General features: G+C 62.9%; 19 protein-coding genes. 16 read left to right on the top strand and 3 right to left on the bottom strand.

Annotated elements, in window-relative coordinates:
• Position 1: 1 nt before the first annotated feature.
• Both ACEN9P_RS07575 and ACEN9P_RS07570 read right to left on the bottom strand, forming a co-directional pair.
• The gene (locus tag ACEN9P_RS07575) at positions 2 to 310 is read right to left on the bottom strand and encodes a hypothetical protein (RefSeq protein WP_495621582.1); all 309 of its coding nucleotides are present in this window, start codon (positions 308 to 310) and stop codon (positions 2 to 4) included.
• A 128-nt stretch (positions 311 to 438) separates the two neighbouring features.
• Positions 439 to 858, bottom strand: coding sequence for a hypothetical protein (locus ACEN9P_RS07570; protein ID WP_495621581.1), 420 nt, complete (start codon positions 856 to 858; stop codon positions 439 to 441).
• Between the two features lie 312 nt (positions 859 to 1,170).
• On the opposite strand from ACEN9P_RS07570, the gene ACEN9P_RS07565 reads away from it, so the two are divergent.
• From ACEN9P_RS07565 to ACEN9P_RS07550, 4 genes are all read left to right on the top strand, one after another.
• Positions 1,171 to 1,569, top strand: a complete 399-nt coding sequence (locus ACEN9P_RS07565) for a hypothetical protein (protein ID WP_495621580.1) — start codon at positions 1,171 to 1,173, stop codon at positions 1,567 to 1,569.
• Between the two features lie 76 nt (positions 1,570 to 1,645).
• Positions 1,646 to 2,932 (top strand): TolC family protein, encoded by a 1,287-nt coding sequence (locus ACEN9P_RS07560; RefSeq protein WP_495621579.1) that lies wholly within the window; start codon positions 1,646 to 1,648, stop codon positions 2,930 to 2,932.
• Positions 2,929 to 4,560, top strand: a complete 1,632-nt coding sequence (locus ACEN9P_RS07555; protein WP_495621578.1) for an efflux RND transporter periplasmic adaptor subunit — start codon at positions 2,929 to 2,931, stop codon at positions 4,558 to 4,560. The genes ACEN9P_RS07560 and ACEN9P_RS07555 overlap by 4 nt, the downstream gene beginning before the upstream one ends.
• On the top strand, positions 4,557 to 7,700 hold the full coding sequence (locus ACEN9P_RS07550; RefSeq protein WP_495621577.1) for an efflux RND transporter permease subunit: 3,144 nt from the start codon (positions 4,557 to 4,559) through the stop codon (positions 7,698 to 7,700). The genes ACEN9P_RS07555 and ACEN9P_RS07550 overlap by 4 nt, the downstream gene beginning before the upstream one ends.
• Here ACEN9P_RS07550 and ACEN9P_RS07545 read toward each other — a convergent pair.
• Positions 7,697 to 8,602, bottom strand: a complete 906-nt coding sequence (locus tag ACEN9P_RS07545) for a LysR family transcriptional regulator (protein ID WP_477662818.1) — start codon at positions 8,600 to 8,602, stop codon at positions 7,697 to 7,699. The genes ACEN9P_RS07550 and ACEN9P_RS07545 overlap by 4 nt on opposite strands.
• Positions 8,603 to 8,760: 158 nt before the next feature.
• Between ACEN9P_RS07545 and ACEN9P_RS07540 the strand changes: the two genes are divergently transcribed.
• The 12 genes from ACEN9P_RS07540 (at position 8,761) to ACEN9P_RS07485 (ending at position 19,675) form a co-directional block, all read left to right on the top strand.
• Positions 8,761 to 9,744 carry a 2Fe-2S iron-sulfur cluster-binding protein gene (locus ACEN9P_RS07540; protein ID WP_495621576.1) on the top strand — a complete coding sequence of 328 codons (984 nt, stop codon included), beginning with the start codon at positions 8,761 to 8,763 and terminating at the stop codon, positions 9,742 to 9,744.
• Positions 9,745 to 9,781: 37 nt separating this feature from the next.
• Complete coding sequence (gtdA, locus tag ACEN9P_RS07535; RefSeq protein ID WP_495621575.1) at positions 9,782 to 10,831, top strand: gentisate 1,2-dioxygenase; 1,050 nt, start codon at positions 9,782 to 9,784, stop codon at positions 10,829 to 10,831.
• A gap of 33 nt (positions 10,832 to 10,864) precedes the next feature.
• Positions 10,865 to 11,560, top strand: a complete 696-nt coding sequence (locus tag ACEN9P_RS07530) for a fumarylacetoacetate hydrolase family protein (RefSeq protein WP_495621574.1) — start codon at positions 10,865 to 10,867, stop codon at positions 11,558 to 11,560.
• Between the two features lie 39 nt (positions 11,561 to 11,599).
• Positions 11,600 to 12,889, top strand: a complete 1,290-nt coding sequence (locus tag ACEN9P_RS07525) for an aromatic ring-hydroxylating dioxygenase subunit alpha (RefSeq protein ID WP_495621573.1) — start codon at positions 11,600 to 11,602, stop codon at positions 12,887 to 12,889.
• Positions 12,886 to 13,374 (top strand): aromatic-ring-hydroxylating dioxygenase subunit beta, encoded by a 489-nt coding sequence (locus tag ACEN9P_RS07520; RefSeq protein WP_495621572.1) that lies wholly within the window; start codon positions 12,886 to 12,888, stop codon positions 13,372 to 13,374. Before ACEN9P_RS07525 ends, ACEN9P_RS07520 begins: the two co-directional genes overlap by 4 nt.
• Positions 13,375 to 13,377: 3 nt before the next feature.
• The gene (locus ACEN9P_RS07515) at positions 13,378 to 13,698 is read left to right on the top strand and encodes a non-heme iron oxygenase ferredoxin subunit (RefSeq protein ID WP_477662812.1); all 321 of its coding nucleotides are present in this window, start codon (positions 13,378 to 13,380) and stop codon (positions 13,696 to 13,698) included.
• Between the two features lie 65 nt (positions 13,699 to 13,763).
• Entirely contained in the window at positions 13,764 to 14,948 is a 1,185-nt protein-coding gene (locus ACEN9P_RS07510; protein WP_495621571.1) for an ABC transporter substrate-binding protein, read from the top strand.
• A gap of 1 nt (position 14,949) precedes the next feature.
• Positions 14,950 to 15,867: a branched-chain amino acid ABC transporter permease gene (locus ACEN9P_RS07505; RefSeq protein WP_477715042.1), complete on the top strand. Its 918-nt coding sequence runs from the start codon at positions 14,950 to 14,952 to the stop codon at positions 15,865 to 15,867.
• A gap of 5 nt (positions 15,868 to 15,872) precedes the next feature.
• Positions 15,873 to 16,886, top strand: a complete 1,014-nt coding sequence (locus tag ACEN9P_RS07500) for a branched-chain amino acid ABC transporter permease (RefSeq protein ID WP_495621570.1) — start codon at positions 15,873 to 15,875, stop codon at positions 16,884 to 16,886.
• Complete coding sequence (locus ACEN9P_RS07495; protein ID WP_495621569.1) at positions 16,886 to 17,638, top strand: ABC transporter ATP-binding protein; 753 nt, start codon at positions 16,886 to 16,888, stop codon at positions 17,636 to 17,638. The genes ACEN9P_RS07500 and ACEN9P_RS07495 overlap by 1 nt, the downstream gene beginning before the upstream one ends.
• A 19-nt stretch (positions 17,639 to 17,657) precedes the next feature.
• Positions 17,658 to 18,371 (top strand): ABC transporter ATP-binding protein, encoded by a 714-nt coding sequence (locus tag ACEN9P_RS07490; RefSeq protein WP_495621568.1) that lies wholly within the window; start codon positions 17,658 to 17,660, stop codon positions 18,369 to 18,371.
• Between the two features lie 152 nt (positions 18,372 to 18,523).
• On the top strand, positions 18,524 to 19,675 hold the full coding sequence (locus ACEN9P_RS07485) for an ABC transporter substrate-binding protein (RefSeq protein ID WP_495621567.1): 1,152 nt from the start codon (positions 18,524 to 18,526) through the stop codon (positions 19,673 to 19,675).
• The last annotated feature ends 25 nt before the right edge of the window (positions 19,676 to 19,700 follow it).

Genomic DNA, 19,700 nt, shown 5'->3' with positions numbered 1-19,700 from the left:
GTCAGGGTTTGGCCGGCGCGTTGCGCGCATCGCCCGACGGCGTTGCTTCAGGCGCCTGCGCTTGCCTGGCTTCTTTGGCATACACACGCCAGCCGCCAATTCGGGCGGCGGCGTCGTTGGCTTCCTTCCAGTTGACCGTGGCTTCCTCGGTATAAGGCTTGTAGCCGTCCATGGCCGAGCGAAAGGCCGAAGGCGGGCTTGCCTGGGTGGTGGGCGCCGGGGTGGTGGCCGGTGCGGGGCTTTGCGCGGTCGACAGGCCAGGCAAAGCAGATATCAGAACCAGCCCGTAGGCCGGCAGGGGTTTAAACATGGGATTCCTCGCGGTTTCATGGAGCGGCGACAACAAAGGCATCCCCCTCAAGGGAGATCGGCTTTGATGGCGAACGATGAAAAGCACCCGCCCTACGGACCAGGAAGGTCCGCAGCCAGCCGGGTGCGTCAGGCGCGAGGTGGTTTCTCGGGCAGGGCCGAGGGAACGCTGTGGATCAGGGCCGAAGGCTCGACATATGCAGCGCTGGGGGCGGAATGAACTGCCACTGTCTGAGGGGCGGCGGTCATGCCGACAAGGTTGCAGCAAGAGGCGCACACGCCGCATTTGTGGGCAGCGTCGGGCAACTGGTTTTGCACGTCCAGGGCCTGCTCGGAATCGACGGCCTGCGTTGCCGCTGCATGCATTGTGTGCTCGTGACCATCATTGGAGGCATCCGCATGATGATGGTGAGCCTCCGGATCGCTTGGCACCTGCAGAATCATATGGTCGGCGCGCTTGCCGCAATATTGCATGGATGCCGAGGCAAAGCCCTGCATGGGCAAAGCCAGCATCATGAGCCAGAGCAGGAAGGTGCAAAAACGCGACATAGGGTCTTGATTCTATAGATTCATTTTGGTTCCGCGTGAGCGCGCGATAGCGAGCATGCCGTGGGGATGCTTCGCGAAAGTGGAGGAATACACGCGACGGCAAACTATGGCACAGCGACACCGTTCAAGCACTTTAAACCTTACCCCTATGGCAAGGTCAAGCGTCTTCGTCGAAGCTCTTGTAAGAATTTGAAGCGCAGTACAACATCACACGGGCGGCCAAGCTGCCCACCGCAATGCAGCCGGGTGATACGGCCCAAGCTGGAACTTTCCCGCGTACCTCTGGTCACATATGTCCATTAAACTCAGCCCATGAACCGAAACCGTCGCCACCGCCTGATCACAGTGCTCTTCGCACTGGTCAGCCTGCTGTTCATGCAGCTGGCGGTGGCTGGCTATGTTTGCCCCGGTTCCGGATCCAAAATCGCTGAAGCGGCCGCGATGGCCGAAGCCGGCATGCCTTGTGCCGAATCCATGCCGCTCAGCATGGACGACCAACAGTCCAGCCTGTGCCATGCGCACTGCCAGGCCGGCCAGCAGTCCGCCGACAAGCACGAACTCAGCTCCCCCGTCTCTCTTGGCGCCTTGCCTGCCAATTTCAGTCTGCAGGTCGCCATTCCGGTGTTTTCTGAAGCGCCGCTGCAGGCGCCTCATCTGCAGCGCACCACCGCGCCCCCTGTCTCCATCCGGAACTGCTGCTTCCGCCTCTGACCTCCCAGACCGCCTAGCTCCTGTCTGATGCATTCCCCCTGCATCGACAGGTCCTTATCCGTGCTCTGGAGGTTTTATGTTGATTCCCTTTCCGACTTATCGGACCGCCGCTGCCGCCATGATGGTCGCCATGGCGTCCGCGTCGTGGGCCGCCGACCCTTTGACCCTGATCGAGGCGCAGCGCATTGCCATCGGCCGGTCCCAGCAATTGGTGGCCCAAGGCGCACTGACCGCCGCCGTCCGCGAGCAGGCCGTCGCGGCGGGCCAGCTCCCCGACCCGGTGCTCAAATTCGGCATCGACAACCTGCCGGCCGACGGCGCAGACCGCGGCAGCCTGACACGCGACTTCATGACCATGCGCCGCATTGGCGTCATGCAGGAAATCACCCGCTCAGAGAAACGCCAGCTCCGGTCGGAGCGCTTTGAACGCGACGCGCAGCGGGTGCAGGCGCAGCGCCTGCTGACCCTGGCCAACCTGCAGCGCGACACGGCACTGGCCTGGCTGGACCGCTATTACACCCAGGCCATGCGCGAACTGGTGCAGCAACAGATTGAGGAAACGCGGCTGCAGGTGCAAGCGGCCCACATCGCGTTTCGCGCGGGCCGGGGTAGCCAGGCCGACGTGTTCGCCGCCCGCGGCGCCGTGATCCAGCTGGAGGACAGGCTTAGCCAGATTGACCGCCAGTCACGCAACGCCGGCCTGATGCTGGCCCGCTGGGTGGGGATGCCGGATGCGCAGCGGCCCCTCGCGGGTTCGCCGCCCTGGCAAACCACTCCGCTGCAGAGTGAGGTTTCAAGCGAACACCTCAAGCGGCATCCTGATTTACTCGCCATAAGCGCAGAGGTCGATGCCGTGGAAACCGATGCCCGGTTGGCCCAAGCGAACAAACAAGCCGACTGGAGCGTGGAGGCCAGCTACGCCCAACGCGGCCCAGCTTATTCCAACATGATTTCCATCGGCGTTTCCATCCCTCTCCAATGGGACCAGAAGAACCGCCAGAACCGCGAGCTGGCTGCCAAGCTGGCCATGGTTGACGAGGCCAAGGCCCGCTATGAAGACATGCTGCGCAACCATGAAGCCGAGGTGCGTGGTTGGCTCAACGACTGGCAAACCGGCAAGGACCGGCTAGCCCGGTACCGCAATGAGCTGATCCCTACAGCCCGCCAGCGCACCGAGGCTGCACTGACAGCCTATCGCACAGGCAAGAGCGACCTCGGCGGCGCACTGTCCGTACGCCGCGATGAGATCGACACCCGTATGCAGGCCCTGACGCTGGAAATGGAAACCGCGCGCTCCTGGGCCCAACTCAATTTCCTCGCCCCCGAACACAGCATGCCGGCGCAAGCCAAGGAACAGCCATGAACAAAAAATACCTTATTACCGCGCTGATCGCCGCCGGCGTTCTCAGCGCTGCGGGCTATGGCCTGTACGTCCTGGGCATAAAAAACGGCAGCAGCATGGCGGCAGTCGCCCCACCCAGTGAAGCGCCACCGGCTCCGGCAGCTTCGCCCACCGCCGGCCCCCAAGGCATCGCCGAAGGCGAAGAAGCCACGCGCCGCCACATCGGCGCGGGACTTAAGGCGGGCGATACCGATCCGGTCACCGGCCGCAAGATTCTTTACTACCAGGACCCCATGGTGCCGGGCAACAAGTTCGACAAACCGGCCAAGTCGCCATTTATGGACATGATGCTGGTGCCGGTCTATGCGGACAGCGAATCCGATCAGGGCAAGGTCACCATCAGCCCGCGAATCCAGCAGAACCTCGGGCTGCGCACCGCCGCCGTCACCGAAGGCACGCTGTCGCCTCAAGTCTCCGTGGCCGGCAACATTGCGTTCAACGAGCGCGACCAGGCCACCGTGCAAGCCCGGGCGACAGGCTATGTCGAGCGCCTGCATGTGCGTGCCACCTTGGATACGGTAGCCAGGGGCCAGCCTTTGGTGGACCTGTATGTCCCGGACTGGGTGGCGGCTCAGGAAGAGTTTTTGTCCCTCAAACGCATGCAGGGCAATGACCTCGGTTCGCTGGTCGACGGCGCGCGCCAGCGCATGCGCCAGGTGGGCATGAATGACGAACAAATCCGCCTGGTAGAGGTCAGCGGCAGGGCGCAGGCCCGCACCACGATCACGGCGCCATTGGGCGGCGTGGTGGCGGAGCTGCTGGCACGCGAGGGCATGACGGTGTCGGCGGGGATGACTCTGTTTCGCATCAACGGTCTGTCGACCGTCTGGGCCAACGCAGAAGTACCCGAGAGCCAGGCGGCGCTGCTGCGCCCGGGCGCCAGGGTGCAAGCCCGCAGCCCGGCCGTGCCCGGCACGACTTTCGAGGGCGAGGTGCAAGCCATCCTGCCGGACGTCAACGCGGCAACGCGCACGCTCAAGGCTCGGCTGGAACTGGCCAACCCGGGTTCACGGCTGGTGCCCGGCATGTTCGTGACCATGCAGTTCATGGACATGCGGGCCGAGAAGGCTTTGCTGGTCCCCACCGAGGCCGTGATCCAGACCGGCAAACGCACGGTCGTGATGCTGGCCGAGGAGAACGGCCGCTTCCAGCCCGTAGCGGTCGAAGCCGGCATTGAAAGCGGCGGCCAGACGGAAATCAAGCGCGGCCTGCAGGCGGGCCAGCGTGTGGTGGTGTCCTCCCAGTTCCTGATCGACTCGGAAGCCAGCCTCAAGGGCGTGGAGGCCCGGCTCAACAGCGAGGCTGCCCCGTCACTGGCGCGGCACCCCGGTGAGGCACAGGTGATCGCCATCGACAAGGACGGCGCCGTGCTGGCCCATGGCCCCTTGCCCACCGCCGGCATGGGCGCCATGACCATGGAGTTCAAGGCGCCGGCCGGCGGCATGCCGCGCAATGTGGCCAAGGGAGACAGGGTTCGGTTCGAGTTTGTGATGCCCAAGGACGGTGAACCGACCTTGACCTCCATCACGCCGGTCGCACCTGCTTCGGCGCAGCAACCCAAAACCTCGGCTTTAGGAGCCCGGCGATGATGGCCCGCCTGATCCGCTGGTCCATAGGCAACCGCTTGCTGGTGCTGCTGGCCACGCTGATGATCGCCGCCTGGGGCGTGTACTCGGTGATGAGAACGCCGCTGGACGCCTTGCCCGACCTGTCGGATGTGCAGGTCATCATCCGCACCACTTACCCTGGCCAGGCGCCGCGCATTGTCGAAAACCAGGTCACCTACCCGCTGACCACGACCATGCTGTCGGTGCCGGGGGCCAAGACGGTACGCGGGTATTCCTTCTTTGGCGACTCTTACGTCTATGTGCTGTTCGAGGACGGGACCGACCTTTACTGGGCGCGCTCCCGTGTGCTGGAGTACCTGAACCAGGTCCAGTCGCGCCTGCCGGCGGCCGCCAGGGCTTCGCTGGGGCCGGACGCCACCGGTGTGGGGTGGATTTACCAGTACGCCTTGATAGACCGCAGCGGCACCCAGGACGCCGGGCAACTGCGCGCCCTGCAGGACTGGTTCCTCAAGTACGAGCTCAAGACCGTGCCCAATGTGGCCGAGGTTGCTTCGGTCGGCGGCATGGTGCGCCAGTACCAGATCGTGCTGGACCCGGACAAACTGGCCGCCTATGCGATTGCGCATACCAAGGTGGTCGAAGCCATCCAGAAAGCCAACCAGGAAACCGGCGGCTCGGTGCTGGAACTTGGCGAGGCCGAATACATGGTGCGGGCCTCGGGTTATTTGCAAAGCCTGGAAGATTTCCGCGCCGTTCCACTCGTGACCTCGGCGGCCGGCGTCCCGGTCCGCCTGGGCGACGTGGCACGCATCCAGATCGGCCCGGAAATGCGCCGCGGCATTGGCGAACTGGACGGCGAAGGCGAAGCCACCGGTGGCGTGATCATCATGCGCTCCGGCAAGAATGCGCTGGAGACGATTGCCGCCGTCAAGGCCAAGCTCCAGACCCTGCAGGCCAGCCTGCCCAAGGGTGTTGAAATCGTGCCGACCTACGACCGCTCGGGCCTCATCGAGCGTGCCGTGGACAACCTCACGCACAAACTGCTGGAGGAATTCCTGGTGGTGGCCGTGGTGTGCTTTATTTTCCTGTTCCACCTGCGCTCGGCGTTCGTGGCGATCATCTCGCTGCCGCTGGGCATCCTGGCCGCCTTCATCGTGATGCACTACCAGGGCGTCAACGCCAACATCATGTCGCTGGGCGGTATCGCGATTGCCATTGGCGCCATGGTGGACGCCGCCGTGGTGATGATCGAAAACGCCCACAAGCACCTGGAACATTGGGGCCACGATCACACAGGCGAGACGCTGGAGGGCGAAGCGCGCTGGCGAGTGATTGGCGATGCGGCGGCCGAAGTCGGGCCGGCGCTGTTCTTCTCGCTGCTGATCATCACCTTGTCGTTTATCCCGGTGTTCACGCTGGAAGCCCAGGAAGGACGGCTGTTCTCGCCGCTGGCGTTTACCAAGACCTACGCCATGGCGGCAGCGGCCGGGCTGTCGGTGACCTTGATTCCGGTACTGATGGGCTACCTGATTCGCGGCCGGATTCCCGATGAGAAGTCCAACCCGCTGAACCGCCTGCTGATCGCCCTCTACCGGCCGATGCTGGAAGTGGTGTTGCGTGCGCCCAAGCTCACCTTGCTGGCCGCCGGCATGGTTTTGCTCATCAGTCTCTGGCCGCTGCGGCATATCGGCGGTGAGTTCATGCCGCGGCTGGACGAAGGTGACTTGCTCTACATGCCGTCCGCGCTGCCGGGCCTGTCGGCCGGCAAGGCCGGCGAGCTGCTGCAGCAGACCGACCGGTTGATCAAGACCGTGCCCGAGGTCGCCAGCGTGTACGGCAAGGCCGGCCGCGCCGAGACAGCGACCGACCCGGCGCCCATGGAGATGTTTGAAACCACCATCCAGTTCAAGCCGCGTGAGCAGTGGCGCGCTGGCATGACCCAGGACAAGCTGGTCGAGGAGCTGGACCGCATCGTCAAGGTGCCAGGCCTTTCCAATATCTGGGTGCCGCCGATTCGCAACCGCATTGACATGCTGGCCACCGGCATCAAGAGCCCGGTAGGCGTCAAGGTGGCGGGGACCGACCTGGTCACGATAGACAGGTTGACCAGCGAGATCGAAAGGGCGCTCAAAGACGTTCCCGGCGTAGCAAGCGCCCTGGCGGAGCGCCTGACCGGTGGGCGCTACATAGATGTCAATATCAAACGCGACGCGGCATCGCGCTTTGGCCTCAACATTGCCGACGTGCAATCAGTCATCAGTTCAGCCGTGGGCGGCGAAAACATTGGTGAGACGGTTGAAGGCCTGCAGCGCTTTCCGATCAACATGCGCTACCCCCGGGAAATCCGGGACTCGCTGGAAAAGCTGCGCAGCCTGCCCTTTGTGACGGAACGCGGCCAGCGCCTGCTGCTCTCGGACGTGGCCGATATCCGCATCACTGATGGCCCGCCCATGCTGCGCAGCGAAAACGCCCGCCTGTCAGGCTGGGTCTATGTGGACATCCGCGGGCGCGACCTGCGCTCGGCCGTGCAGGACATGCAGAAAGCGGTCGCGGAAAAGGTCAAACTGCCACCCGGCTATTCCGTCTCCTGGTCCGGCCAGTTTGAGTTCCTGGAGCGTGCCACCGCCAAGCTCAAGGTGGTGCTGCCGTTCACCCTGCTGATCATCTTTGTGCTGCTGTATCTGACCTTCAAGCGCTTTGACGAGGCCTTGCTGATCATGGCCACGCTGCCGTGTGCTCTGGTGGGTGGCATCTGGCTGCTGTACCTGCTGGGCTACAACCTGTCGGTGGCGGGCGCTGTCGGGTTTATCGCTCTAGCCGGGGTTTCCGCCGAGTTCGGCGTGATCATGCTGCTGTACCTGAAGACCGCCTGGGATGACCGACTCTCCCAGGGCAAGACCACGGCGGCCGACCTGCTCGATGCGATTCAGGAAGGTGCGGTGCTGCGCGTGCGGCCCAAGGCGATGACGGTGGCGGTCATTCTGGCCGGCCTGTTTCCCATTATGTGGGGAACGGGAACCGGCTCCGAGGTCATGCAGCGCATTGCCGCGCCCATGGTCGGCGGGATGATCACCGCCCCCTTGCTGTCCATGTTTGTCATTCCAGCCGTGTATCTGCTCATGCGCAGGCCTGGCGAGCACCGGGTTGCCGGCAAGCATTAACGGTCCGAATGCGTCTCGAAGACAAGCGACCTGAGCCACTGGTTTGCCGGGTCCTTGTGGTACTTGGCGTGCCAAAAAAGATTGATGGCGATTTGTGGCAACTTGACGGGATGGTTGACGTATCTGAGATTGAATGGCGTCGCCATTTTTTCCGCCAGGCGTTCGGGCACTGTGGCCGCCATGTCGGTCGATTGAAGAATATGGCCAATCGCGACGAAATGGGGAACCGTGAGGCGTATGCGTCTTTTTTGTGAACCGCTGTCCAGAATTTCGTCGACTTTCCCGTGTCCGGTTCCCGCGGACGCAATCACGACGTGATCGCTTGCAAAAAAATCCGCTGGAGAAATCTTTCGCTTGTCCAGTGCATGGTTTTTGCGAAACACACAAACGTATTGTTGAGAGAACAGGCGCTGCTGGAAAAATCCGGCCTTCAATTGGGGTAACAGCCCGATCGCCAGATCGACGTGTCCTGCCTCCATGGCATCTTTGAGGTTGACGGTGGTATTGCGCACCGTGCTGATGGAAATCCCGGGCGCCACTTTCTGGATCTTTTCCATCAAGAGCGGCAGGAAGTAGATTTCGCCGATGTCGGTCATCCCGACGGTAAAGCTCCGTTTGCTGCTGGCGGGATCGAATGAATTCTTGACGTTGATCGCGCCGTGGATCATGCCCAGCGCATAACCTATCGATTCGGCCAACTGGTCCGCAAAGGGCGTGGGCTGCATGCCGCTCGACGTGCGCAGAAAAAGTTCGTCGCCAAACAGCTTGCGCAGGCGCGCCAGGGCGTTGCTGACGGCGGGCTGTCCCAGGCCGAGGTTCTCCGCCACCTTGGAGACTTTTCTTTCGGTCAGCAGCTGGTTAAAGATCACCAGCAGGTTCAGGTCTATGTCCTTGAGTTCCATTTGCGGCCCCTGGTGGTAGTGGTACTGATTATTGATTCAAATGATATAGAACATTAACGCCATTGTATTGACTGATTTTGGTGGGTCTCTGATCATGCCCTCATTGCAGCTGCTGGTCCTGATTGCCGCTGCCCACGAGACACACCAGATCAAGCACGATGGAAATTTTTGTCCGCCCTCTCCAGCGTACGCTGAGCGTTAGCGCAGGGGTGAACTTGCTGGACGCCCTGCGCGCCAACGATGTGCCGGTGTCCTACAGCTGCCTGGCCGGGCGTTGCGGCACCTGCCGCTGCAAGCTCGTCGAAGGGCAAGTGCTCGCCTCGGGCGGGGAAGCGCAGCGGCCGGCGACGGCTGGCGACCCGTACGTATTGGCCTGCCAGACCTTTCTGACGGAATCCTGCATTGTCGAGATCCCCGAGCCCGACGAGATCGTTGTCCATACGGCAAAGATCGTCAAGGCCACCGTCGTTGCGGTGGAGGACCAGACCCACGACATCAAACGCCTGCGGCTGAAACCGGCCAAGCCCATCGAGTTCTCACCAGGGCAGTACGCCCAGCTTCAGTTCACGCCCGAGCACAGCCGGCCTTATTCCATGGCGGGCCTGTGCGCCGACGGCGAGCTGGAATTCCACGTGCGCCTGGTCGCCGAGGGCCGTGTTACGGGCTACATCGCCAATACGCTGAAGGTCGGCGATGCGGTGCGCGTCAGCGGCCCGCTGGGTTCGGCCTACCTGCGCCGCAAGCATGAAGGGCCGATGCTCTGCGTGGCCGGCGGTACAGGCCTGGCGCCGATTCTGTCCATCATCCGCGGCGTCATTGCCGAAGGCATGCGCAACAGCATCCACCTGTATTTCGGCGTTCGTTCCGAACGCGACGTCTATGGCCGCGAGTGGCTGGCGGAGCTTCAGCGCCAGCATCCGCAACTGAAGGTGCACCTCGTGCTTGCGTCCGGCCAGGCGCCCGGCTGCCGCACCGGCCTGGTCACCGAAGCCATCGCCCAGGACTGGCCGGGCCTTGACGGCTTCCGTGCCTATCTCTGCGGTGCGCCCCCCATGGTTGAGGCCACCAGCCTGCTGGTGCGCCAGATGGGCGTGCTGCCCGAACAAATCTATGCCGATGCGTTTTATGCCAGCGGCACTTGAGCGACCAGACCGATCAGACCGAACAACAGGAACCCCCATGAACAGCAGAAATACCGGCCTCGATTCCCAGCTGAGCCGCAAAGCCTATTACGAGCGCATCGGCGTCGACAACATGACGCCCTTGTGGGAAGTGCTGGGCGCGCTGGTGCCGCACTCGCCGAAGTCGCCGGCGGTCCCGCATCTGTGGAAATACGCCGACGTGCGCCAACGGGTCATGGAAGCGGGCACGCTGATCAGCGCGGCTGAGGCTGAACGCCGCGTGCTGATTCTGGAAAACCCCGGGCTGCGCGGCCAATCCTGCATCACACAGTCGCTGTATGCCGGCCTGCAGCTCATCATGCCGGGGGAAGTGGCGCCGGCGCACCGCCACACCCAGTCCGCGCTGCGGCTGGTGCTGGACGGTGAAGGCGCCTACACGGCGGTCGATGGCGAACGCACGACCATGCGCCGCGGCGACTTCATCATCACACCGGCCTGGACCTGGCACGACCACGGCAACCCGGGTGACCAGCCGGTGGTGTGGCTCGACGGACTGGACATCCCCATTGTGCGTTTCCTCGATGCGGGATTCGCCGAGAAAAGCGACAGCAACTACCAGGCCGTCGTCCGGCCGGAGGGCGATGCGCTGGCGCGCTACGGCGCCAACATGGTGCCGGTCGATTTTTACCAGCAGCCTGCCGAGCCGACCAAGGTGTTTGTCTATCCCTGGGAGCGCACCCTGGCATCGTTGAAGGCCATAGCCGCAAGCAGCGAGCCTGACGCGCACTTCGGCCACAAGCAGCGTTACGTCAACCCGGCCACCGGCCGCTCGCCCATGCCGACGATAGCGGCGTTCTCCCAGCTGCTTCCAGCCGGCTTCGAGACACGGCCCTACCGCTGCACCGATGGCACGGTGTACGTGTGCCTCAGCGGCCACGCCGAAGCGAGCATTGAAGGCAAGACCGTTCGCCTCGATGAAAACGACGTGATGGTGGTGCCGTCCTGGCACAGCCACCAGTTCCGCGCCGGCCCGGACACCGTGCTCTTCAGCTATTCAGACCGCCCGGTGCAGCAGGCACTCGGCCTGTGGCGCGAACACCGCGCCTGAAAGACTTTCAACTTTTCAACGGAACACCGTCACATGAACTACGCCATCGAACCCGCTGCCACTCCCACGCTCGCCGTCGCCGGTATCCGCGAACGATTCCCCGTCAACCGCATTTTTTGCGTGGGCCGCAACTACGCCGCGCATGCGCGCGAGATGGGCAAGGACCCGGATCGCGATCCGCCGTTCTTTTTCATGAAACCGGCCAACGCGGCCGTCGATGCGTCGTCGCCGGTCAGCATTCCTTATCCGCCGAAGACGAACAACTTCCACCACGAAATCGAACTCGTTGTCGCGATCGGCAAGGGCGGCCGTGACATCGCCGTGGCCGACGCGCTGGACCATGTCTACGGCTACGGCGTTGGGCTGGACATGACACGCCGCGACCTGCAGCTCGACGCGCGCGACAAGGGCCGCCCGTGGGAATTCGGCAAGTCCTTCTCGCTGTCGGCCCCCGTCGGCGCGCTTTCACGCGTGGTCGACGGCGGTCATGTCGCGCAAGGCGCCATCAGCGTCACCGTCAACGGCAGCGCGCGTCAATCCTCGGACATCGCCAAGCTGATCTGGTCGGTCCCGGAATGCATCGCCTATCTTTCCGAATATGAAACGCTGGAGCCCGGCGACATCATCATGACCGGGACCCCCGAAGGCGTGAACGCCGTGCTTGCGGGCGATGTCATGCAAGGCGATATCGCGGGCCTGGCGGGCATCACGGTCACGGTGGCCGCCTGAAGCACGGGCGCTGAATAACCGAAGCAAAAGGAGACAGCGATGACCGCATCGACCACCCCAACAACGACCGGATCCACCGGCACCTTTCCCATCAAGATCCATTGGGAATCCGAAGGCACAAGCCGGATTCCCTTCATGGCGTACACCGACCCGGACCAGCACAGGAAAGAGCTTGAACGTTTTTTCTACACCAAACACTGGAACTACGTCGGCCTTGACGCCGAGATCCCCAACGCCGGCGACTTCAAGCGCACGGTGATCGGGGAACGCTCGGTGATCATGGTGCGCGACACCGACGGCGGCGTCAGTGTTGTCGAAAATGTTTGCGCCCACCGCGGCATGCAGTTCTGCCGCGAACGCCATGGCAACAAAAAAGAGTTTGTGTGCCCTTATCACCAGTGGAGCTACACCTTGAAGGGCGACCTGCAGGGCGTGCCGTTCCGGCGCGGCGTGAAGCAGGACGGCAAGGTCAACGGGGGTATGCCGGCGGACTTCAAGACCACCGACCACGGCCTTAACAAGCTGAAGGTCGCCACGCGCGGCGGCGTGGTGTTTGCCAGCTTCGACCACGGCGTCGAATCCCTAGAAGACTTTCTTGGACCGGTGATCCTCGGCTATTTCGACCGTCTCTTTGACGGCCGGAAGCTGAAGATCCTGGGCTACAACCGCCAGCGCATCCCGGGCAACTGGAAGCTGATGCAGGAAAACATCAAGGACCCCTACCACCCCGGCCTGTTGCACACCTGGTTTGTCACCTTCGGCCTCTGGCGCGCAGACAACAAGTCCGAACTCAAAATGGATGCGCGCCACCGCCATGCCGCGATGATCTCCACGCGCGGCCAGTCGGGCAAGGCTGACCAGGTCACCCAGGTGTCCAGCTTCAAAGAGAGCATGGAACTCAACGATCCGCGCTTTCTGGACATCGTGCCCGAGCCCTGGTGGGGTGGCCCGACCGCGGTGATGATGACGCTGTTTCCCAGCGTCATCCTGCAGCAGCAGGTCAACAGCGTATCGACGCGCCACATCCAGCCCGACGGCCACGGTTCCTTCGATTTCGTCTGGACGCACTTTGGCTTTGAGGACGACACGCAAGAGATGACGCAGCGCCGGCTGCGCCAGGCCAACCTGTTCGGCCCGGCCGGCTTTGTGTCGGCCGACGATGGTGAGGTGATTGAGTTCTCGCAGCAGGGTTTCGAGCAGAAGCCCGGCCACCGCACCCTGGCCGAACTCGGCGGGCGCACCGTCGAGGACACCGACCACATGGTCACGGAAACATTGATACGCGGCATGTACCAATACTGGCGCGAAGTGATGGAGGCCGATGTATGAGCGCCGTCATCAACCTCAATTTCGAAGATTACCTGCAAATCTCGCAGCTGTATGCCGATTACGCCCAGGCGGTCGACTCGGGCAACTGGGATTTGTGGCCCGGGTTCTTCACCGAGGACTGCCTCTACAAGTTGATCCCGCGGGAAAACCACGAACGTGGTTTTCCGCTGGCAACCCTGCTTTTTGAAAGCAAGGGCATGCTGAAAGACCGTGTCTATGGCATCCGCGAGACCTTGTTCCATGACCCTTACTACCAGCGCCACGTTGTCGGTGCGCCGCTGATTCGCGCGGCCGGCGGCAATCGCTTTGAGTCGGAAGCCAACTACGCGGTCTTTCGCACCAAGCTGTCACAAGAGTCGACGGTCTTCAACGTCGGCCGCTACATCGACGTGATCGTGCGCACGTCTGAAGGCCTGAAGTTCGCTTCGCGGCTGTGCGTATACGACAGCGAAATGATCCCCAATTCCATCATCTACCCCATCTAAATCATGAGCAACACCAACTGGCTTGACGCCACCGAAGAAGCCGGCGTTCCCGAAGACGACGTGGTCGGCCTGCAGGTCGGCGGCCGCGACATCGCTCTCTACAAGGTCGAGGGCAGTATTTTTGCCACCGACAACATTTGTACCCACGGCCATGCCCGCCTGTGCGACGGCTTTCTTGACGGTTATGAAATTGAATGTCCGCTGCACCAGGGCAAGTTCGACGTGCGCAACGGCCGCGGCACCTGCGCGCCGATCACGCAGGACGTTCGCAGCTACCCCGTGCGCATCGAGGGCGGGCGCGTCTTCGTGCAAATTTCCGACTGAACCCGCAGCCTTTCAGCCCTTTCGTCATTCCACCCGACCACACGATAAACAGGAGACAAAACACCATGAACCCAGCACCCAAAACGCCTTTTCGCCGCAATGCACTGACCGCTGCGGCCGGGCTCATATTGGCCGGCGCCAGCCAGTTCACCGCCGCCGCCACCATCGGCTTGATGGCACCCTTGTCCGGCCCGCAGGCCATCGTCGGCCAGGACCAGGTCGACGGCTTCATGCTGGCGGTCGAGCAATTGGGCGGCAAGCTAGGCGGCCAGGCCGCCACGGTGCTGAAGGAAGACGACCAGCTCAAGCCTGAGATCGGCAGCCAGATCGTGCGCAAGTTCATCGACAAGGACAAGGTTGATGCCATCGTGGGCCTGAGCTTTTCCAATGTGCTGATGGCCAGCCTGCCGCGCATCGTCGAGTCGGGCACCGTGGCCATCGCCACGAATGCCGGCCCGTCGCCGCTGGCCGGCGCGGGTTGCAAGGCCAATGTGTTTTCCGCCGCGTGGCAGAACGACGGCGCGGCCGAAGCCATGGGCAAGCTGGCCCAGGACAAGGGCCTGAAAAAGGTCTACCTGATGGCGCCCAACTACCAGGCCGGCAAAGACATGCTGGCCGGCTTCAAGCGCTACTTCAAGGGCCAGGTCGTGGACGAGGTTTACACGCAGGTGAACCAGCCTGACTATTCCGCCGAACTGGCGCAGCTGCAGGCTGCCGCACCCGATGCGGTGTTTGTGTTCTACCCGGGTGGCATGGGCGTCAACTTCATCAAGCAGATGAGCCAGGCCGGCCTGATGGCCAAAGTGCCGCTGTATTCCGTCTTCACCGTCGACGGCACAACCCTGCCGGGCCTGCGCGACGCGGCCCTTGGCAGCATCAGCGGCGCGATGTGGGACGCGGCGCTTGACACGCCGGAGAACAAGAAGTTCGTTGCCGACTTCGAACGCAAGTACAAACGCACGCCCAGCGCGTACGCGGCGACGGCCTACGACGCGGCCAATATCCTGAATATCGCCCTGGGCAAGGCCAAGGCCGGCGATGCCAAGGCACTCGCCGCGGCGGTCAAGGCGGCCGGCAGCGAGTTCAAGTCGGTGCGCGGCACATTCGCGTTCAACAACAACAACCTGCCGGTGCAGAACTACTACGCGTTCGAAGCCGTCAAGAGCGGCGGCAGTGTCGTCGGAAAGCTCATCGCAACTCCCTTGCCCAAGCAGTCCGATGCCTACCACGCGCAATGCGCGCTGAAGTGACATGAACGGCACGATTGTTTTCGCGCAGTTGCTCAACGGCCTGCAGTACGGCGTCCTGCTTTTTTTGCTGGCGGCAGGCCTGACGCTGGTCTTCGGCATCATGAGCTTCGTCAACCTGGCGCACGGCTCGCTCTACATGATGGGCGCGTACTTCGCGGCCACGGCCTTCCAGTACACCGGCTCCTTCGGGCTGGCCCTGCTGGCGGCGATGCTGGGCTCGCTGCTGCTGGGCCTGGCGCTGGAGTTCGTCGCGGTCGCGCGCCTCTACCGGCGCGACCATCTCGACCACGTGCTGGCCACCTTCGGCCTGGTCTTGTTCTTCAATGAACTGGTGCGCATCATCTGGGGCCCGCAGCCGGTATTTTTGCAGGTGCCGGAGTTCTTGAGCGGCGCCATCCCTGTCGCCGGCTTCAGCTACCCGGCCTACCGCTTCGCCATCATCGTCGTCGGGCTGGTGGTTGCCGTGGGTTCCTGGCTGCTGATCAACAAGACCCGCGTCGGTATGCTGATCCGGGCCGGCGCGGTGAACCCCGCGATGGTCGCCGCGCTCGGCGTCAATATCCGCCTGCTCAATGCCATGCTGTTTGCGGTCGGCGCCATGCTCGCAGGCCTTGCCGGCGCGATGGCCGGGCCCATCCTGTCGGTGCAGTCCGGCATGGGCGAGTCGGTGCTCATCACGACACTGGTGGTCATCGTGATCGGCGGCATCGGCTCGGTCACGGGCGCTTTTTATGCTGCGCTGATTGTCGGCATCGTCGACACCCTGGGCCGCGCATTTTTGCCCTTCATGCTGCGGCAGGTCACCGAACGCTCGCTCGCCGACGCGGCCGGCCCGGCGCTGGCCTCCATGCTGGTCTACCTGCTGATGGCGGTGGTTCTGGCCTGGCGTCCGCAAGGCCTCTTTCCAGCCAACAGGTGACAACCATGAGCCCACTTCTTTCACGCCCCAGCACCTGGGTTCCCTTGCTGGTCCTGCTGTTGCTGGCGACCGTGCCTTTCGTCGCGCAGGCCACCGGCCAGCCGTTTTATGTCGCCTTCTTTGCGCGCATCATCATCTACGCCATTGCCGCCTGCGCGCTGAACATGGCGCTGGGTTACGGCGGACTGGTGAGCTTCGGCCATTCGCTGTTTCTCGGGCTCGGAGGGTATGCCGTCGGCCTGGCCTCTTTTCACGGCATCGGCAACGGCTGGATGCACCTCGCGCTGTGCCTGGGCGTGTGCGGCCTGGTCGCGCTGGTCACGGGCGCCATCAGCCTGCGCACCAGCGGCATCGCTTTCATCATGATCACGCTGGCCTTCGCCCAGATGGGCTACTTCCTGTTCGTGAGCTTGAAGAACTATGGCGGCGATGACGGAATGTCCATCGCCCAGCCCAGCCGGTTCGGCCCGCTCGACCTGTCGTCCGCGACCAGCGTCTACGCCCTGGCCTTCGTGGTCCTGGTCCTGTCGATCTGGTGGCTGGCCAGGCTGCGCGCCGCGCCCTTCGGCATGGTGATCCGTGGGGCCAAACAGAACACACGCCGCGTCAATGCCGCCGGCATCCCGGTGCTGCGCTACCAGTTGCTGGCCTATGTGATGTCGGGCATGTTGTGCGGTGTGGCCGGCCTGCTGCTGGCCAACCTCAATGCCTTCGCCTCGCCCAGCACGCTGGCCTGGTCGGTCTCGGGCGAGCTGATCGTCATCGTGGTGATCGGCGGCCTGGGCACCGTGTTCGGCCCCCTGATGGGTGCGCTGGTTTTCCTCGGCCTGGAAGAAATCCTGAAAGGATTGACCGAACACTGGATGGTCGTCTTCGGCCCCTTCATCGTCATTGTCACGCTCCTGGGAAACCGCGGGATCATCGGGCTGCTGCAGCGCCTGGATTCCCGGGAAAGGCCGGTCCCAAAAGCCACTCCATCGGTCGTTACGGCGACGGATGCCGCGCAAGGAGCCCTGTAATGGCCAGCGTACTTCGCACTGAATCACTCACCAAACGCTACGGCGCGCTGCTGGTCACCGACGCGGTGTCGCTCGACATCGGCGAGGGAGAACTGCACGCCATCATCGGCCCCAACGGTGCCGGCAAGACCACGCTGATCAACCAGCTGTCAGGCGAGCTGGCACCGAACAGCGGCCGCGTCTGGTTCAAGGGCGCGGATGTGTCCGCCTTGCCGATTCATGAACGCGCCAGGCGTGGTTTGTTGCGTTCGTACCAGATCACCTCGATCTTTGAGGACTTCAGCGTGCTGGAGAACGCCACGTTCGCGGCGCTTGGTTCACGCCAGCATGCCTTCAAGTTCTGGAGGCCGATGCTGGCGGGCAAGGAGGCGCGCAAATTCGCCGAAGAGGCGCTGGCAGCCACCGGCCTCGCGCATCGATGCAACGCGGCGGCCGGCGACCTGGGTTACGGTGAGCGCAGGCAGCTGGAGCTGGCCATGAGCCTGGCCGCCGGGCCGAAGTTCCTGCTACTGGACGAACCCATGGCCGGCATGAGTGTTCAGGAATCCGCCGCCGTCATATCGCTGCTGAAAAGTCTGAAACGCCTCTACACCATCCTGCTGGTCGAGCACGACATGGATGCGGTGTTTGCGCTGGCAGACCGCATCAGCGTGCTGGTCTACGGCAAGATTTTGTTCACCGGAACGCCTGAGGAAATCCGCAACCATCCGGAAGTGCGGGCGGTTTACCTCGGTGAAGAAGCTCCAGCATGACGCGGGCAAGGAAAAAATCATGACACCGTTTTTATCCGTCCAAGGCCTGCAGGCTTCCTACGGCCATGCGCAGGCGCTGTTTGACATCTCGTTCGACGTCGGCCCGGGTGAGGTGGTTACCCTGTTGGGGCGCAACGGCATGGGCCGTTCCACCACCGTCAAATGTTTGTTCGGCATGCTGCCCGTGGCCTCCGGTAGCGTGTCGGTGGCCGGTGGCCGGGTAGACCATCTACCTTCGCACCGCATCGCGCGCCAGGGCCTGGCGCTGGTGCCCGAAGGCCGGCAGGTGTTTCCCAATCTGACGGTCGAGGAAAACCTGGTGGCGACCGCCCGGGACGACAAAAAAAGCCATGGAGAACCCTGGGATCTTCACCGTGTCTACGCCTTTTTCCCACGGCTGAAAGAGCGCCGCGCTAATTTGGGATCACAGCTGTCGGGGGGTGAGCAGCAGATGCTGGCCATCGGCCGCGCGCTGATGACCAACCCGCGGCTGCTGGTGCTCGACGAAGCCACAGAGGGCCTGGCCCCCGTGATTCGAAACGAAATCTGGCGTGCCCTTGCTGACCTGAAGAAGGAGGGTTTGTCGCAGATCGTCATCGATAAAAACGTGAAAGCGCTGATGGGCCTGGCCGACCGGCACTTTGTGATTGAAAAAGGCCGCGTGGTCTGGCAAGGCAGCTCGGATGAATTGCGCGGGCAACCAGAAATCGTTCACCAATACCTGGGCGTCTGAATCGACCTGTGAAGGCCCTTGCCGCAAGTTCGGCGACCGAACTTATTGCTTGAGGGCTGCGTTCAGCCAGCGTAGTACGACATCTCGGGGTTTAACCCATTTGAATTACTTTGTGTTGATGATGTACTGGCTAAAGTAATAAAGGAGACAACATGGCTCTCAATTTCATGCGCCTCAAGACCACGATGGCTGCACTTGGGATCTTGATCTTGCCGATGTCCAGCCACGCCATCGACCTGGTTTTCGGGCAGGTCGCTTCGCAGACCAATCCGACATCGGCGGCGAACGCCAAGGGCATGGCGGCGGGTATCCAGGCCTATTTCGACAAAGTCAATGCGGGCAGCACCCTGCAGGGCAACAAGCTCAAGCTGGTCACGCTTGACGACGGCCTGCAGGCCCCGAAGATGCTTGAGTTGACCCAGCAACTCATCGGCGATCCGGCGGTGGTAGGGCTGTTGGGCTTTCTCAACAGCGGCGGACTCGCCGAAATCGCCAAGCAGGACTTGCCGGGAAAGAACGGCATCGCGTTGATCGCGCCGCTGCAGGGCGATAAAAATGTGGTTTCCGCCAGCAATGTGTTTCCCCTGCGCAGCGGCTATGCGGATGAAGTGGGCAGCCTGCTCAAGGAAGCCAAGACCTGGGGCAAGGACTCGCTGGCCATCGTCAATATGAGCGTCGCCTTCGGCCCGCCCCTGGCGCAGTTGACGACCCAGCTCAGCGGGCCGCAGGGCGTCAAAATCGTGACTCAGCAGGTGCTTGACGCCGCGCCCGACAAGCTGGATGCGAGCGTTCGCGCCGCCGCCGCCGCCATCACGGAGATCCGCCCCAAGGGCATTATTTTGCTGGCTGCGGGAAAGCCTGCGTTTGAATTCGTCAAGGCTGTCCGCGACGTCCCCGGGGGGGCGGTGCAGATTTACGGCCTGTCGGTGCTGCTGCACGACGGTTTGGTCAATGCCGTCGGCAAGGACAAGGCACGCGGCATCGTGTTGAGCCAGGCGGTGCCTTTCCCCTTCGTTCCTTCCAAGCCGGTCATCACCGAATATCAAGCTGACATGAAGAAGTACGCACCGGGCGAGGCCCTGTCTTTCTCAAGCCTCGAAGGCTACATGGGTGCCAAGATTGCCGTGGAAGCCGTCCGGCGTGCGGGCAAGACGCCGACCCGCGCCGGCGTGCTGCAAGCCTTGTCCAGCCTGGGCGAATACAACCTGGGAGGTGTCTTTGTCAACTACACAGCCAACCAGCGGACCGGCTGGGGTGGGGTAGATCTCTCCATCGTGAATTCCAACGGCAACCTTCAAAAATAGCTTCGAAAATTGCGATCGCCGACTC

It is taken from the genome of Polaromonas sp. Polasp52, assembly GCF_059491565.1.
The sequence above is the reverse complement of the archived record's forward strand: the minus strand, read 5'-3'. Positions and strand labels throughout refer to the sequence as shown.

Bases quoted from the DNA above. Each gene is read 5' to 3' on its own strand.
- ACEN9P_RS07575 (WP_495621582.1), bottom strand. From the start codon at position 310: ATGTTTAAACCCCTGCCGGCCTACGGGCTGGTTCTGATATCTGCTTTG.
- ACEN9P_RS07570 (WP_495621581.1), bottom strand. From the start codon at position 858: ATGTCGCGTTTTTGCACCTTCCTGCTCTGGCTCATGATGCTGGCTTTG.
- ACEN9P_RS07565 (WP_495621580.1), top strand. From the start codon at position 1,171: ATGAACCGAAACCGTCGCCACCGCCTGATCACAGTGCTCTTCGCACTG.
- ACEN9P_RS07560 (WP_495621579.1), top strand. From the start codon at position 1,646: ATGTTGATTCCCTTTCCGACTTATCGGACCGCCGCTGCCGCCATGATG.
- ACEN9P_RS07555 (WP_495621578.1), top strand. From the start codon at position 2,929: ATGAACAAAAAATACCTTATTACCGCGCTGATCGCCGCCGGCGTTCTC.
- ACEN9P_RS07550 (WP_495621577.1), top strand. From the start codon at position 4,557: ATGATGGCCCGCCTGATCCGCTGGTCCATAGGCAACCGCTTGCTGGTG.
- ACEN9P_RS07545 (WP_477662818.1), bottom strand. From the start codon at position 8,602: ATGGAACTCAAGGACATAGACCTGAACCTGCTGGTGATCTTTAACCAG.
- ACEN9P_RS07540 (WP_495621576.1), top strand. From the start codon at position 8,761: ATGGAAATTTTTGTCCGCCCTCTCCAGCGTACGCTGAGCGTTAGCGCA.
- gtdA (WP_495621575.1), top strand. From the start codon at position 9,782: ATGAACAGCAGAAATACCGGCCTCGATTCCCAGCTGAGCCGCAAAGCC.
- ACEN9P_RS07530 (WP_495621574.1), top strand. From the start codon at position 10,865: ATGAACTACGCCATCGAACCCGCTGCCACTCCCACGCTCGCCGTCGCC.
- ACEN9P_RS07525 (WP_495621573.1), top strand. From the start codon at position 11,600: ATGACCGCATCGACCACCCCAACAACGACCGGATCCACCGGCACCTTT.
- ACEN9P_RS07520 (WP_495621572.1), top strand. From the start codon at position 12,886: ATGAGCGCCGTCATCAACCTCAATTTCGAAGATTACCTGCAAATCTCG.
- ACEN9P_RS07515 (WP_477662812.1), top strand. From the start codon at position 13,378: ATGAGCAACACCAACTGGCTTGACGCCACCGAAGAAGCCGGCGTTCCC.
- ACEN9P_RS07510 (WP_495621571.1), top strand. From the start codon at position 13,764: ATGAACCCAGCACCCAAAACGCCTTTTCGCCGCAATGCACTGACCGCT.
- ACEN9P_RS07505 (WP_477715042.1), top strand. From the start codon at position 14,950: ATGAACGGCACGATTGTTTTCGCGCAGTTGCTCAACGGCCTGCAGTAC.
- ACEN9P_RS07500 (WP_495621570.1), top strand. From the start codon at position 15,873: ATGAGCCCACTTCTTTCACGCCCCAGCACCTGGGTTCCCTTGCTGGTC.
- ACEN9P_RS07495 (WP_495621569.1), top strand. From the start codon at position 16,886: ATGGCCAGCGTACTTCGCACTGAATCACTCACCAAACGCTACGGCGCG.
- ACEN9P_RS07490 (WP_495621568.1), top strand. From the start codon at position 17,658: ATGACACCGTTTTTATCCGTCCAAGGCCTGCAGGCTTCCTACGGCCAT.
- ACEN9P_RS07485 (WP_495621567.1), top strand. From the start codon at position 18,524: ATGGCTCTCAATTTCATGCGCCTCAAGACCACGATGGCTGCACTTGGG.